The sequence below is a fragment of the Deminuibacter soli genome (assembly GCF_003412455.1).
Lineage (GTDB): Bacteria > Bacteroidota > Bacteroidia > Chitinophagales > Chitinophagaceae > Deminuibacter > Deminuibacter soli.
On sequence record NZ_QTJU01000003.1, the window covers coordinates 113,616 to 128,425 of the forward strand.

Below are 14,810 nucleotides of genomic sequence, written 5' to 3' on the forward strand. Positions count from 1 at the left end.
TTTATCCATAGTGCCCCTTTATTAACCTTTTTCGCTTAAGTTCGCGTTTGCTAAAATGGCCTAGACTGTGAGATTAAAACAATTAGAAATCAAGGGATTTAAAAGTTTTGCTGATAAAACTGTGGTGAATTTTGATGAGGGTATTACCGGCATCATCGGGCCCAACGGCTGTGGTAAAAGTAACATCATCGATTCTATCCGCTGGGTTATCGGTGAACAGAAAATATCAGCGCTGCGCAGCGAAAACCTGGAAGCGCTGGTGTTTAACGGCAGCAAAACCCGCAGTCCGAGCGGTTTGGCTGAAGTTAGTCTCACATTTGAAAACACCAAGAACCTGCTGCCCACCGAATTCAGCACCATCACCATCACGCGCCGCTTCTACAAAAACGGGGACAGTGAATACCGTTTGAATGATGTAGCCTGCCGTATGAAGGATATCCATAACCTGTTTATGGATACCGGCGTAAGTACCGACAGCTATGCCATTATTGAACTGGGCATGGTAGACGATATCATTAAGGATAAGGAAAACAGCCGCCGCCGCATGCTGGAGCAGGCTGCCGGTATCACCATCTACAAAACCAGGAAGAAAGAAGCCAAATCAAAACTGGATGCCACTGAGCAGGATCTCAACCGTATTGAAGACCTGCTGTTCGAGATCAACAACCAGCTCAAAACCCTGGAGAACCAGGCTAAAAAGGCAGAGAAGTACTACGAGATAAAAAAGGAATACAAAGAAATAGCGCTGGAACTGGCCAAGGCCTCGCTCGAAGGGTTTAACCTTACCTGGAAAGACCTGAACGAACAGCAGGAGACAGAGACAGACAAGAAGATACGCCTCGAAGCAGAGATCGCCACAGAAGAAGCTGCCATTGAACAGGAGAAAGTTGCCTTTATTGAAAAGGAACGTTCCCTGCAAAGCATGCAGCACCAGTTTAACGACCTGCAGCAAAACCTGCGTACCCGTGAAAACGAACGCAACCTGGCCACGCAAAAACTGCAATACCTGCGCGAAAAGGAAACCAGCCTGAAAGACTTTTTACAGAAAGCAGAAGGCCAGTTAAAAACCATTGAAGATTCTATCCAGTATACACAGATACAGGTAGGCGATGAACAACAACGCCTGGTTGATTTGCAGGAGCGCGTGGAGAATGCCAAAATGGACATTGAAGACAAACGCCGCGCCTTCGATGAAAAACGCAGTGGGGTAGATGCCCTGCGCGGTAAACACCAGCAGATACAACGCAGCCAGTTCGATGCAGAGAAGAAAGTAGCGGTAGCAGATACTTCTATCCAGAACCTGCAACGTTCACATGCACAGCTGAACGACGAAAAGCAAAACAGAACCGCACAGCTGCAGCAACTGGAACGCGAGCTGCAGGAAAAAGAAGAATCACTCGAAGCCAAAAGAACCGACCTGCGCCAGTTGCAGGAGCACCACGAGCGCACCAAAGAACAGATTCTCACCACACAGGGCGAACTGGAAGTGCTGCGTGCGCAGCTGGCCGATGAAACACGTAAACTGGATGCCAAACGCAACGAACACGACCTGCTGAAAAGCCTGATCGATTCAATGGAAGGTTATCCCGAGAGCGTGAAGTTCCTGCACAACAACCCGGGATGGAACCATTCAGCGCCCATCTTGTCCGATATCATCTATGTAAAAGAGGAATACCGTGCAGCAGTGGAAAACGTGCTGGAACCTTACCTCAACTACTATGTGGTAAACAACCTGCAGGAAGGCTTACAGGCTGTGCAGCTGCTCGATACCAATAAAAAAGGAAAGGCCAACTTCTTTATACTCGACAAACTGGAAGAAGCCACTGCCAACACCAACCAGCCGCAAGGCACTATTGCCGCACTGGATGTAATTGAAGTGGATGCCAGCTTCCGCAAACTGGCGCACTACCTGTTACAGAACGTATACATCGCAGACAATGATGAAGTACTCGCAGCAGCCGGCAACGGCACGGTGATACTCGAAAAAACAGGTAAATACGTTAAAGGCAAATACACTTTAACCGGCGGCAGCGTTGGTTTGTTTGAGGGTAAAAAAATCGGCCGTGCCAAAAACCTTGAGAAACTGCACGAAGAAATTGTAGCGCAGGAAGCTATTGTTGCCGGACTGAAAGCAGCCATTCAAACCAAACACAATGAAGTGATAGGTTACAATGAGCAGCTGAAAGAAAACGTCATCAAGCAAACAGAGAACGAGATTAACCAGCTCACCAACCAGGTGTTTGCTACCAAAAATAAAATGGAAAACCTGCAGGCTGCACAACACGCAGCGCAGCAGCGCCTCGAAGACATGGAAGGCCGCATGCAGGACGAACAGGATGCCATTGCCACAACCCGCGAAACACTGCACGAGCTCAACAGCCAGCTGCAGCAAACCAGCGAGGAAATGAAAATGGTAGAGCAGGATTACTACCAGGCAGAGCAGGAATACAATTTCGCCTCTGCCCAGTACAATGAAAGCAACCTGCAGTTAACCCGCCAGCAAAGCAAAATAGCCGCGCTGAAACAGGAATTGGTGTTCAAGGAAAACCAGCTGAACGATTTGCACCAGCAAATTCAAAGCAATACCCAACAGCTGGCAGATTCTGCTGAAAACATTATAGAAAGCCAGCAGGCACTGGAAGGTTCTGAAGAACTGCTGCTGGAGCTGATGCGTGCCAAAGAAGAAGCAGAGAAAAAGCTGAACGAGGCCGACCAGGCTTACTACAATATGCGCAATGCCCTGCAGGAAAAGGAAAGCGCGCTGCGTCTCAAAAACAAGAGCCGTGAAATGATCGATCACCTGCTCAATGAAATTAAAGACAAACTCAACGAACTGAAACTGCAGCTGGCAGGTATGAAAGAACGCCTGAGTGTTGAATTTAAAATTGAACTGGATGATATTATTGACCAGCCCCGCTTAACCAACACTGCACTGGAAGATTTACAGGCCACCAGCGACCGTATGAAGAAACGCATGGAGAACATTGGCGAGGTAAACCCCACAGCCATTGAAGCCTACCAGGAAATGAAAAAGCGTTACGAGTTCATCCTCGAACAAAAGAACGACCTAGTTACCGCGAAAGACAGCCTGCTGCAAACCATCCAGGAAGTAGAGGCCACGGCCAACCAGCAGTTCCTCGATACCTTTAACCAGGTACGTGAGAATTTTCAGCGGGTGTTTAAAGCACTGTTTACGGAAGAAGATACCGCAGACATGATCCTGGTTAACCCAGAGAACCTTGCAGAAACAGGGATTGATATTGTGGCCAAGCCCAAAGGCAAACGCCCTTCCAGCATTACACAGCTGAGCGGTGGTGAAAAAACACTCACTGCAACGGCGCTGCTGTTCGCCATCTATCTCATTAAACCGGCACCATTCTGTATCCTCGATGAGGTTGACGCGCCGCTGGATGATGCCAACGTAGGCAAGTTCACCCAAATGATCAAGAAGTTCAGCGAGAACTCACAATTCATTATAGTAACCCATAACAAAACCACCATGAGCACCGTGGATGTAATTTACGGTGTAACCATGCAGGAGCCAGGTGTAAGCAAGCTGGTTCCGGTTGACTTCCGGAGTTTGAGTAACTAAAGAAAAAGGGGCCGCAACGGCCCCTTTTTTATAACTACGCAGCATATTCAAAGCATTGCCGCAAACACTGATTTTTTTCCATAATCTCCCCAGTTTTTCATCGCCTCCATAATGGCTGACTGGTAAGCCGCAGTGGCTGTTTTCTTGCCTTTTACAGGCGGTTTAATAGTGGCCGCATTTATTTTCTCCGCATATACTTTTGTGGCAAACCAGGTTACGTGGTTATGCGGCAGCGCAAGACCCAGTATCATACCCGGCAAGCCGTTAAACGATTCAGGGCCACCCGGCGTAATGATGGCATCGGTATAAAAAGCCACTACATAAATCGAATCCATGATCACTGCATTGGCCCTTCGGCATTCAAAGCCGGCAATGTTGCGGGTTTCATCGGTGATCTTCCATTTTATGGCGCGGGTGCTGTCTTTGATAAGAAAGGTTTGTTCATACACCACTTTGCGGGCAATATCCATACTGCTGTCGAAATCGCAGAAATGAATGTTTTCCTCCGCAGGCAGCGACCACAGTCTGGCGTTCTCCGGAACATCGCGACCTGGCTGGTACAGGGTTTTATTACCGCTGAAGGTGAGATCGAAATACGTGGTTTTAAACTGCGGGATTGTTTTCTTAATTTCTTCCATCCAGCTGTCGTTCCCGGTGTACAGGGAATGCAGGTTGAATTTCTTCTCAAATTCAATGCGGCCTTCCGTTATAAATGCAGCATTCTGCGCGTGGCTGATGATGTTGATAAACAATAGCACCAATGTTATCAGAAAGCAGGCCAGTTTAATGGCGGGTATTGTCTTTTTCATTGTACGTTGTTTTATTTGGCCAGGCCGGCGCCGTTATTGCTGAAATTCCACACAATGGATAACAGGAAGAAACGGCGGATGGTTTGGTAACGCGATTCGGAAATATAGTTGCTGTTTACGGTTCTGGTTAAGCCGATGTTTTTATTCAGCAGGTCGTTGCCGGATATTTTAATCAGCAGGTTGTCTTTCTTCAGCAGTTTTTTGCCCAGCCATGCATTCCACAAAAATACATTGTTGCTGCCGCTGAACTCAGGCGTACGCTGGCGTATGGTATAACTGATGCTGCTGTGAGCAGTGAATTTAAAGGGCAGTTCCACTTCTGAATTCTGTTCAATGGAATAGATCCAGTATTTGGTGGTATTGTCTTTTTGTATGGATGATGTGCTGTTGGTGTAGGTAGCTGTCGCTTCAAGGCTCACTTCATACTTCTTATCCTTCGATTTGGAGGTAGAGAATGTACCGCTGTAGTTGTTGCTGTTGGTGATATTCTGAAGGTTGTTTACAATACCCACATACCGCGAGCCATCAACATTGGCTCTGAAACCGAGGTACAAATCAGGCTTTTTCCATTTAAAGCCATAGTCAAGGTAGGCATTGTAATTCTTATTGCCATTGATGTTGATGGCCTGCGTAGTGGTACGGCCGGCAGAATCGGTATAGGTGCTGTTGGTAATGGCATTTTCGGTAACTGAATAGTTGGCACCCATCCATATGCTGCGGTCACTGAGGACTTTATAATCAAAGAAATTCATGTTCACATTATGCCTGAATGCCGGTTTCAGGTCAGGATTACCGGCTACAATGTTCAGCGGGTTATCGTTGCTTTTCACCGGCTGTATCTGCTGTATGGTGGGCTGTTGTGTGCTGCCGTTATAACCGAGGTTAAGCCTGCGCTGGTTGGTAAAGCTGTAACCAATACGGGCCTGCGGGTACCAGTTTACAAAGCTGCGCTCGGTTGAAACACCGTGCATTTCGTCTTTCTGGTGGAAATTGGTAAATCCTACATCCGTACCGATAAACGTACGCAGCTTTTTACGGGTATAGTTGTATGCCAGCCCGCCGCGATTGGTTAATACATTAAAGTCATAATCGTTGCTGTAGGTAGAATCCAGCTGGTTGTACTTGCCTTCATTTTTGTTAAATGACAACTGGGTAGAAGAGCTGTTGCTTACGGCCAGCGCGTAATTGGCTACCAGTGTACCGTATTGCGTAATGGGTTCGGTATAAGTAATCTTACCGCTCACCTGCATGTTTTTACTGTCGTTTTTCTTATACTGGTCGGTGATGGTTTGCGTGGGATTGGCCGTATCTGTATAAAAGTTATTGACAGCATACAGGTACCCTTTGTAATCATCATTGGTGTAGTTCTGCTTCAGGTTAAAGGAAATGGTGCGCCCTTTCTTGTTAAATTTTTTCTTCCACAATATGGAGCTGTTAAATGCTTTGTTATCGCCTGTTGACGTGGTGCGTTTGGTACTGTTGTTAAGCATCGAGCTGTCTTCCCGCAGTGTTTCAGTAAACGAACTGTTGCCGGCTATTTTATGTGCAGTGCTGCCTTCAGCTGTTATTTTAACAGAAGAGCTTGAATCCAGTTGCACTTCGTAAGCGCCGTTGCCTTTGTTGCGTGTCATGGAATGGGCAGAGCTGGTGCGGCTGTTGCTGTAGTTTACATTGCCTGGCAGTATGTTTTTTGAATTATTGGTTTCCAGGTTATCAACCATCAGCTTAGACAGCTTGTAGTTGAGGTTAACAGACTGCTTATCATCATTCCACTTATTGTTGTAATGCAAACCGCCATTTTGCACTAGTGGCAAACCTGCGTCATTGTAGCTGCCGTTCCATGAATCTAACGGGTCACCGCTGCCGCTGGAATAGTAAAACCCTGATACATCATCGTATTCCATATTATCCCTGCCGCTGCCGTAATTATCCCTGTCGCGCCAGCCAAGCCCGGAAGTACCGGTATTGCTCACAATGCCATACGCCGCTATCTTTTCCTTCTTCCTGAACTTGTTAAACATTGCCTGGTTATCGTGAAAGCCGTTTAAGCCTGCCCCGGCAGCCAGTTTGCCAAAATAGCCACGTTTCTTGTCTTCTTTCAGTTTCAGGTTAATGGTCTTGTCCTTCTGGCCATCATCCACACCGGTAAAAGCCGCCTGGTCGCTCTTTTTATCATACACCTGCACTTTGTCAATCATGTCTGCGCGCAGGTTTTGTGTAACAAGGGTAGGGTCGTCGCCAAAGAACTCTTCACCGTCTACCAAAACTTTTTTTACTTTCTCACCCTGCGCGGTGATATTCCCCTTGCTGTCTACCTGTATACCCGGCAGCTTTTTCAGCAGGTCTTCCACATTGGCGTTTTCCTTTACATGAAAACTGTCTGCGGTAAATTCCGTGGTATCACCTTTTACCTTAATGGCGCTGACTGTTTGCCTTACTACTACTTCCTGCAATAGCCTGGCTTTTTGCACCATGCTGATGTTGCCAAGATTAATGTCGCTGCCGGTTATCGTCAGCTGGTCAACATAATCCGCATAACCCGGGTAGGTAGTAAGCAATACGTATTTGCCCGTATCTACATTGGCAAAATGAAAATGGCCCTGTTTATCGGCCCTGGTAAATTTGTAAAGAATGGAATCTTTTGCACGCAGCAATGAAATAGTGCTGTTGCTGAGGTTGGATTTGTCGGTTGTGTCAGCTATGGAACCTTTAACGTTAGCGCGTTGCTGTGCATGGCTGTATAGCATGCTGCACACACATAGGAGTAGCAGGGTCAGTTGCCTCATAAGTTTAGTCAGTGTTGGTTTCCGGTTAGAAAAGGATTGATGATTCGGTTGAAAGATGCATTCGGCGCCAATTTCCATAAATAGTTGAGAAAAATAAAACCACTCATCCTAATTTTACGTTAAACAGGATAAGCCTCATCCTTTCAATTATGTCTACACAAAATAACGAACCCGCAACACCTGCACCGCAACCTAAATATGAAGACATCCACTTTGTAGATGCATCGCGGCCTGTGTGGAATTACTCCCTGTTTACCGATGAGGATATCCGCAACTTTCAAAACGGCACCCATTACAGTCTATACCTGCTTTTAGGTAATAAACAATTGCAGGTATTGGGGCAATGGGGTACTTATTTTGCCGTATGGGCACCCAATGCCACACAGGTAAGTGTTACCGGCAATTTCAATGACTGGAACAAAGAATCGCACCAGCTGTTTGTACGGCTCGACCGCTCGGGCATATGGGAGGGTTTTATCCCCAATGTACACGCGGGCGAAGTATATAAATACCATGTGCACGGTTACCAGGGACTGCAGATAGACAAGGGAGATCCCTATGCGCATTTCTGGGAACTGCGCCCTTTAACCGCTTCCATTACCTGGGGCCTGGATTACAACTGGCAGGATACCGATTGGATGCAGCAACGCAGCAAGCACAATGCGCTTGATGCACCATGGTCTGTGTATGAACTGCACCTTGCCAGCTGGATGCGGCCGGATAAAAACAACGAAGAAAGTTATAACACCTATGCACAGATAGCCGAACGTTTGGTGCCCTACATCAAACAAATGGGTTTTACCCATGTTGAGCTGATGCCTATTATGGAGCACCCGTTCGATGGCAGCTGGGGTTACCAGGGCATCGGGTACTATGCACCTACCAGCCGCTTTGGCAACCCGCAGGATTGCATGGGCTTAATTGATGCACTGCACCAGGCAGGCATTGGCGTAATACTCGATTGGGTGCCCTCACATTTTCCGTATGATGCGCACGGACTGTTTATGTTCGATGGCACACATACCTATGAGTATGCCGATATGCGCAAAGGCTATCACCCCGACTGGAACTCGTATATATTCAATTACGCGCGGGGAGAAGTGAAAAGCTTTCTCATCAGCAACGCCCGTTTCTGGTGCGAGAAATTTCATGCCGACGGGCTGCGGGTAGATGCTGTATCATCAATGCTGCGCCTCGATTACAGCCGTAATGCCGGCCAGTGGGAACCCAACAGTTATGGCGGCAACGGCAACCTGGAAGCCATTGCTTTTATCAAAGACCTGAACGAAACATTGTACCGCGATTTTCCCGATATACAAACCATTGCCGAGGAAGCTACAGACTGGCCTTCCATCAGCCGGCCTACCTTCCAGGGAGGCATGGGCTTTGGCATGAAGTGGATGATGGGCTGGATGCACGACACACTCAACTACTTCAAGAAAGACCCATTGTTCCGTCCTTCACAGCAGGATGAGTTTACCTTCAGCATGATGTATTTCTACCGCAACGAAAACTTTATGTTGCCATTAAGTCATGATGAAGTAGTACATGGCAAAAGCCCCATGATTTATAAAATGCCTGGGGATGATTGGCAGAAGTTTGCAAACCTGCGTTTGCTGTATACCTATATGTACATGCACCCTGGTGCCAAGCTCTTGTTTATGGGCAATGAATTTGCGGCCACCAGTGAATGGAATTACAAAAGCGAACTGCAATGGAACCTGCTGCAGTTTCCCAGTCATGGTGGTATGAAGTATTGCCTGCAGCGCCTCAACGAGCTGTACCGCGACTTGCCTGCCCTGCACGAAAAACAGTTTTCACCCGAAGGATTTGAATGGATTGACCTGAACCACCGCAACGAAGCCGTGATGGTGTTTAAACGCAAAGGGCACAATCCTGAAGACGACGTGCTCGTGGTGCTGAACATGACACCGGTAGTGCGCCAGAACTGGGAGGTAACCGTGTTTGGCAAACCTGGATGGATAGAAGTGTTTAACAGCGACAGCACTGATTTCTGGGGTACAGGTAATGTATATAACCCCGACATTCAGTGTGAACCCATCGATAAAAACACCGGCGAATACCGCCTGCGCCTGCACCTGCCGCCATTGGCGGGGATTGTGCTGAAGTAACGCAGTTTAAAGGTTTCGAGTTTGAAGTTTAAAGTTTACAACGTTCAATAGTTTCATTGTTCAATTCATCGAAGCGGATAAAACAAAAGCCCGCAGGTAACATGTTGTATGTTATCTGCGGGCTTTAATATCCTCGCTAAGATGAATCGCACTCGCTAAGATAATCTCGACTGTCGATTCTCGATTCTCGAAATTGGTACCCGCTCTCCAAAGGAGCCCTTCGGACAAATCACTCGCGAATGATGGCTACGATTACATCCTTTCCGGTACCTGTATGCCCAGCAATTGCATGCCATTTTTCAGGGTCTGCGCGGTTAACTGCGCCAGTTGCAGGCGAAGTTGCTTTTTAGCAGGCGATTCGGCATTACCAATGCTGTGCGCAGTATAAAATGAGTTGAATACCTGCGCCAGGTTAAATACGTAAATGGCAATTTTGGAAGGGTCATGTTCTGTACCTGCTTCATTAATTACAACAGGGAATTGCTCCAGCTGCACTGTTACTTCCTTTTCCAGCGGCAGCAGTGATTCATTGCTTACATCAACACCCGGCCATGCATTTTCCTTACGCAGTATGCTTTTGATACGCGCGTGTGTGTATTGTATAAACGGCCCCGTAAACCCGTGAAAATCGATGCTTTCTTCAGGGTTGAAGATCATTTTCTTTTTAGGATCTACACGCAGCAGGAAGAACTTAAGCGCCCCCAGGCCAATGGTTTCGTAGAGTTCGGTAAGTTCAGCTTCTGTAAAGTCTTTTACCTTGCCCAGTTCTTCGGTGCGCTGTTTGGCGATATTTACCATTTCAGCTACCAGGTCATCTGCATCTACCACTGTGCCTTCACGGCTTTTCATTTTACCGGTAGGTAATTCAACCATGCCATAACTTAAATGATAAATACCATCTGCAGAAGGCAGCCCCAGTTTCTGGCAAATCAGCTTCAGTACCCTGAAATGGTAGTTCTGTTCGTCGCCTACCACGTAAATGCTCTGGCTGGCGTTAAATTCTTTCTGTTTCAATTCTGCCAGACCAATATCCTGGGTAATGTATACCGAAGTGCCGTCTTTTCTTCTTACCAGCTTTTCATCAAGACCATCAGCTGTTAAATCAATCCACACACTGCCATCTTCTTTCTGAAAAAACACCCCTTTCTGCAAGCCTTCCTCTACCAGGTCTTTACCCAGCAGGTAGGTATTGCTTTCGTAATATATTTTATCGAAGTCGCTGCCAATGCGTTTGTAGGTTTCATCAAAACCTGCGTACACCCAGCTGTTCATGCGTTTCCACAGATCAATTACTTCGGGCACGCCATTTTCCCAGTCAACCAGCATCTGCTTGGTGGCCTTCATGATTTCGGTTGCGTTTTCAGCAATGTCTTTGATGCCTTCTTTTTCTTCAGCTATTTTTTCGTTGAGGGATGTTTTCTGTTTCTCGTTTTTAGCGGGGTCTGCAAGCAAACCTTCCAGCTGGTTTATTTTTTCGAGGTGTTTGGTAGCCAGCGTTTGTTCTGCTTCGCTCAGCAGGCTTGCTGCGTTACCTGCGTAAATAGCATCAGCTATCGGTTTAGCCTGTTTCTTCAGCTCATCGTTGAATTGCACATAATAATCACCTACAAAATGGTCGCCTTTTTCATGGGTGGTTTCGGGTGTAGCGCCGTTGGCAAAACGCTGCCAGGCAATCATGCTCTTGCAGATGTGTACGCCGCGGTCGTTAACAATACAGGTCTTGGCTATTTCGTTGCCATTGGCTTTTAAAATCTCGGCAATGCTCCAGCCCAGGAAGTTATTGCGCAGGTGACCCAGGTGCAAAGGCTTGTTGGTATTGGGAGAGGAGTATTCTACCATTACCTTTTCGCCGCGTGGTGTAGCGGTGCCAAAGGCGGAATTATTGTATTGCTGCTGCAGAAACTGCAACCACCAGGCTGCGGTTATTTCCAGGTTCAGGAAGCCGCTGATGACGTTGAAACCGCTGAACAGACCAGGGTTTTGTTTTGCCAGGTATTCACCCAGTTCTGCGCCCAGCACATCGGGCTTTTTTTTGAGCTGTTTAACAAATGCAAACAGCACCACCGTATAATCGCCGGTAAACTCAGGTTTGGTAGCATTCACCAACACTTCGTTTTCCTGGATATCATACTGGTACAATTCCCTGATAGCCTGCGCAGAAACCTGTTTTATAGCAGCAACAACACTCATGATTTTTTATTTGGCCGGCAAAAATACTGAAAGCGCAGCAAGAACCAAGTAACCGGTCGTCGGTTAGGGGTGGGTGATGTGCGCAATCTGCAATTTTTATTTATTTTCGCCGGCATCCATGAAACAGCTACATGCCCGCATACGCACGCTTATACTAGGCTTTATCGATGCCTTTTACCCGCTTTTCAAAAAGCTGATGCCGCTGCAAACCTTCCGGTATGCAGCCTGCGGTGGTTTTAACGTAGCGCTGGATATCTCCATTTTTACCCTTGTCAACAACTATATTGTACACGTGCTGAAGCAGGATGTGGTGCAAATCGGCCCTTTTCCTATGACGCCGCATATTGCCGCCCTGTTCGTGGCATTCGGCGTAAGCTTCCCGGTAGGTTTTTACCTAAGCCGTTACGTGGTATGGCAGCAAACCGCCACCAGCAAAAGGGTACAGCTGGCGCGTTATTTCCTGGTAGTAGTTATTTGCCTGCTCATGAACTATGCCCTCCTGAAACTCTTCGTTGACCATTTCGGCTGGTATCCCACCATTTCCAAAGTCATCATTACCGTTGTAGTAACCACGTTCAGTTATCTTTCCCAGCGGCATTTCTCTTTTAGTGAAAGGTCGTTTATCAGGAAGAAGATTGATTGATGGTTTGATTGTTCGATAGTTTTATTGTTGGAAACCATTGAACCATCTACCCTTTAACCATCTTCCTCAGAACTGCAGCTTAAAACTCCCGAACACCCCAAACGCCGGGACTTCGGGTTGGGATACGGCGGGGGGCACCATGCGCCATACAGCGTCAATGCGGAAAAAGCGGAAAATATTGTCGAAGCCGGTGCCCAGTTCGGTGTAGGTATGGCCTTTCAGGGAGCGCAGGTGGTAACTGCCAAACTCAATACGGTTGAACAGCCGGTTGCTGTAACCAAGATCGCCCCAAACGGTTTTGATGTTCCAGAACTGGCGCATTTTTGACTTGCGCATAAACGGCAGCAGGTTCAGCAGCTTTTTGTCGAAGTTGTGCTCCAGGTTAATGCCTGCATACCGGTCGCTGATGTATTCAAACCGGTTCATCAGGTTGAATGCATCCTTGCTGTAATAATATATTTCGTTGCCGGGATGTATCTCCAATAGCATAAACGGCACCTGTTTGCCGTAAATTTTGCCCCCATAAGCCATATAAGTCACCTGTCCCCAGCGTGGCAGCCTGAACTGCTGGCTGATATTGATGCCTATTTTCTGGTAATGGTACTCGCTGCGCATCATGTCTGGTATGGCAAAGCTGTACGATAGCTCGGTTACCGGCAGGTTGCTTTTCAGCTTATGCTGGTTGCGGTGCGTAAAAATGGTTTTCTCGCCCGGCGCATAGCGAAACAGTACGCCCGCCTCGGTATTGGTGACTTCCCCGTTGGTAAGTAAGGAAAACTGTTGTTTGGGCGGCAATGGGTGAAAGGTTTCATAATTGCTGCGCGAAAGATGCGTCTGCACAGAAAAATCACTGCTGAATCGCCGGGTGATGGCCAGTTTCAGCTGATCAATACCCAGGAATTTCTGGGGTATGTGTTGCCTGCGCAACAGTTGACTGAACAGGTTGTCTGTGGCAATTTCTTCATCATGAAAACGGGTGCGGCCATTGTCAAGGTCGTGCACATAGGAAGGTGCAATCGTCCAGCGGTGGTTACCGGGAAAGCTGAAGGAGGCGGCGATCTTTCCCTTGAATTTCGCATCCCTGAAACCATAGGCCAGGTAGCCATACAGGCGCAGGTTTTCGCTGAAGGCTGCGGTGGTGCCCAGGTCAAACCGCAGGCGTGTATTTTCCAGCTGGTTTCGGCTAAACCACTGGTACCAGGGGCCTATTTCTATTTTACCGTATTGCTTATGTCCGTCAACTACAAATGTTACCGTATTGCTGAGGCGTTTAAAGGCAGGCAGTTCGCGCAAGGTGTCTATCAGGTGCGCGGCGTGTTGTTCGTTTACAGTAAGGGCTTCCGGCCGTTGCTGCGCCCAGTAGGCTTTTCCGGCCAGTATGGCACTGTCAGCCACGGTTACCTGTTCGGTTTTGGTTTGCCGTTCCAGCTTGTCGGCAATAAATGGCTGGTTTAGCCGGATATTGCTGTAGATCCAGGTTTTGCGGCCGGTAAAGGATAATTTGTTTTTGCTGAAAGGAGAAAGGGATACTACTGCTTTGTCTTTCGCCACCACCCATTCTCCGCCGGGCAGGCGCCTGTATTCCTGCACCAGGCTCATGCGCTGTACAAAGTTGATGTTGATGCCGTCTTTTGTTTCGAGGGTTATTTTCTGCAGTGCCCAGGTGCCGCTGTGCAGCCAGCAATCACCGCTGAACACGTTTTCGCCCGCATGTTTCGGGGTAAACAACAGGTGAAAGTATTTTTCGCCGCCAATGGTCTGGGTGTCGGCGCCCTTATAATTATAGTATTGATCGCCTGCTTTGCTGGTGGGACTGATAAACTCCCGCCCGAAAATGATGAAGTAGTCGTCATAGGCGTTTATTTTCTGGTTTAGTCCGCCCATGTATTCCAGCACCGTTTCATTTTTAATACCGTTGGTTTGCAGCGCCCGTATGTCTTCGCGTGTTTTGGCAGGATTGGCGCTGGTATAGTAATCAGATACCGCTTCTGTCAGAAACACCGGTATAAACGGATGCGTGTCGCTGGTGCTGTCCACATTATTCCACACAAACGCGAGCGGCTGCAACAGTTTTCTTTTCTCAAATTGCTCCTTGTCCAGATTACAGATGTCCAGTTCCATCTTATTATACAGCTCGCAGTAATACAGGCTGAAATTGCGGGGCGTATTGGCTACCTTATGCTGCACCAGGGCACGCCACCAGCGCAGTCCCTTGTTGAACTTGCTTTTTACCACGGCCGTTTCCCTGGGCGCTTCGGTTTCGAGCTGTACCAGCAATTCGGGGGCATTTAAAACATAGGCTGACGGCAGGTTTTGCGTGGCATATCCTACAAAACTGATCACCAGCGTATCGGTGCCCACAGGCGTACGCAGGGTAAACACACCGTTGCTGTCGCTCACACAGCCAAATCCTGCCTGTTTCCAGTACACGCTGGCAAAAGCTACAGGTTCGCGGTTAAAGCGGTTTACAATTTTTCCGGAAATGGCTTTGTGCTGGGCATGCATCGTTCCGCAAAGCAGTAATAGCCATGTAATAAGCAGGTATGGGCGCAAGCGGGAGTGGGTTGGGGTATTCAAGCAGCGGGTTTGTATGAAATGAAATTAATGGAATTTATTAATAATGTAACACAATGACAGTCTTTTATACCTGTTTTAATA

The 14,810-nt window shown here is 47.6% G+C and carries 7 protein-coding genes; 3 read left to right on the forward strand and 4 right to left on the reverse strand.

Translation table 11 applies throughout. The features are described 5' to 3' along the window. The first annotated feature begins 67 nt into the window (after positions 1-67). The gene (smc, locus tag DXN05_RS10810; RefSeq protein WP_116847271.1) at positions 68-3,592 is read left to right on the forward strand and encodes a chromosome segregation protein SMC; all 3,525 of its coding nucleotides are present in this window, start codon (positions 68-70) and stop codon (positions 3,590-3,592) included. A gap of 47 nt (positions 3,593-3,639) precedes the next feature. On the opposite strand, the gene DXN05_RS10815 is transcribed toward smc, so the two are convergent. Both DXN05_RS10815 and DXN05_RS10820 read right to left on the reverse strand, forming a co-directional pair. Continuing rightward, positions 3,640-4,401 carry a GLPGLI family protein gene (locus tag DXN05_RS10815; protein ID WP_245975182.1) on the reverse strand — a complete coding sequence of 254 codons (762 nt, stop codon included), beginning with the start codon at positions 4,399-4,401 and terminating at the stop codon, positions 3,640-3,642. 11 nt (positions 4,402-4,412) lie between these two features. Then, positions 4,413-7,187 (reverse strand): outer membrane beta-barrel protein, encoded by a 2,775-nt coding sequence (locus DXN05_RS10820; RefSeq protein ID WP_158559210.1) that lies wholly within the window; start codon positions 7,185-7,187, stop codon positions 4,413-4,415. A 149-nt stretch (positions 7,188-7,336) separates the two neighbouring features. On the opposite strand from DXN05_RS10820, the gene glgB reads away from it, so the two are divergent. Next, on the forward strand, positions 7,337-9,319 hold the full coding sequence (gene glgB, locus DXN05_RS10825) for a 1,4-alpha-glucan branching protein GlgB (protein WP_116847273.1): 1,983 nt from the start codon (positions 7,337-7,339) through the stop codon (positions 9,317-9,319). Between the two features lie 252 nt (positions 9,320-9,571). On the opposite strand, the gene argS is transcribed toward glgB, so the two are convergent. Beyond that, entirely contained in the window at positions 9,572-11,509 is a 1,938-nt protein-coding gene (argS, locus tag DXN05_RS10830; protein WP_116847274.1) for an arginine--tRNA ligase, read from the reverse strand. A 118-nt stretch (positions 11,510-11,627) separates the two neighbouring features. Between argS and DXN05_RS10835 the strand changes: the two genes are divergently transcribed. Then, complete coding sequence (locus DXN05_RS10835; RefSeq protein ID WP_116847275.1) at positions 11,628-12,152, forward strand: GtrA family protein; 525 nt, start codon at positions 11,628-11,630, stop codon at positions 12,150-12,152. Positions 12,153-12,218: 66 nt separating this feature from the next. On the opposite strand, the gene DXN05_RS10840 is transcribed toward DXN05_RS10835, so the two are convergent. Next, positions 12,219-14,705 carry a DUF5686 and carboxypeptidase-like regulatory domain-containing protein gene (locus DXN05_RS10840; RefSeq protein ID WP_116847276.1) on the reverse strand — a complete coding sequence of 829 codons (2,487 nt, stop codon included), beginning with the start codon at positions 14,703-14,705 and terminating at the stop codon, positions 12,219-12,221. Between the last annotated feature and the right edge of the window lie 105 nt (positions 14,706-14,810).

What these genes read in the sequence shown, in the direction of transcription:
- DXN05_RS10815 (WP_245975182.1), bottom strand. Translation starts at nt 4,401, where the DNA reads ATGAAAAAGACAATACCCGCCATTAAACTGGCCTGCTTTCTGATAACA.
- DXN05_RS10820 (WP_158559210.1), bottom strand. Translation starts at nt 7,187, where the DNA reads ATGAGGCAACTGACCCTGCTACTCCTATGTGTGTGCAGCATGCTATAC.
- glgB (WP_116847273.1), top strand. Translation starts at nt 7,337, where the DNA reads ATGTCTACACAAAATAACGAACCCGCAACACCTGCACCGCAACCTAAA.
- argS (WP_116847274.1), bottom strand. Translation starts at nt 11,509, where the DNA reads ATGAGTGTTGTTGCTGCTATAAAACAGGTTTCTGCGCAGGCTATCAGG.
- DXN05_RS10835 (WP_116847275.1), top strand. Translation starts at nt 11,628, where the DNA reads ATGAAACAGCTACATGCCCGCATACGCACGCTTATACTAGGCTTTATC.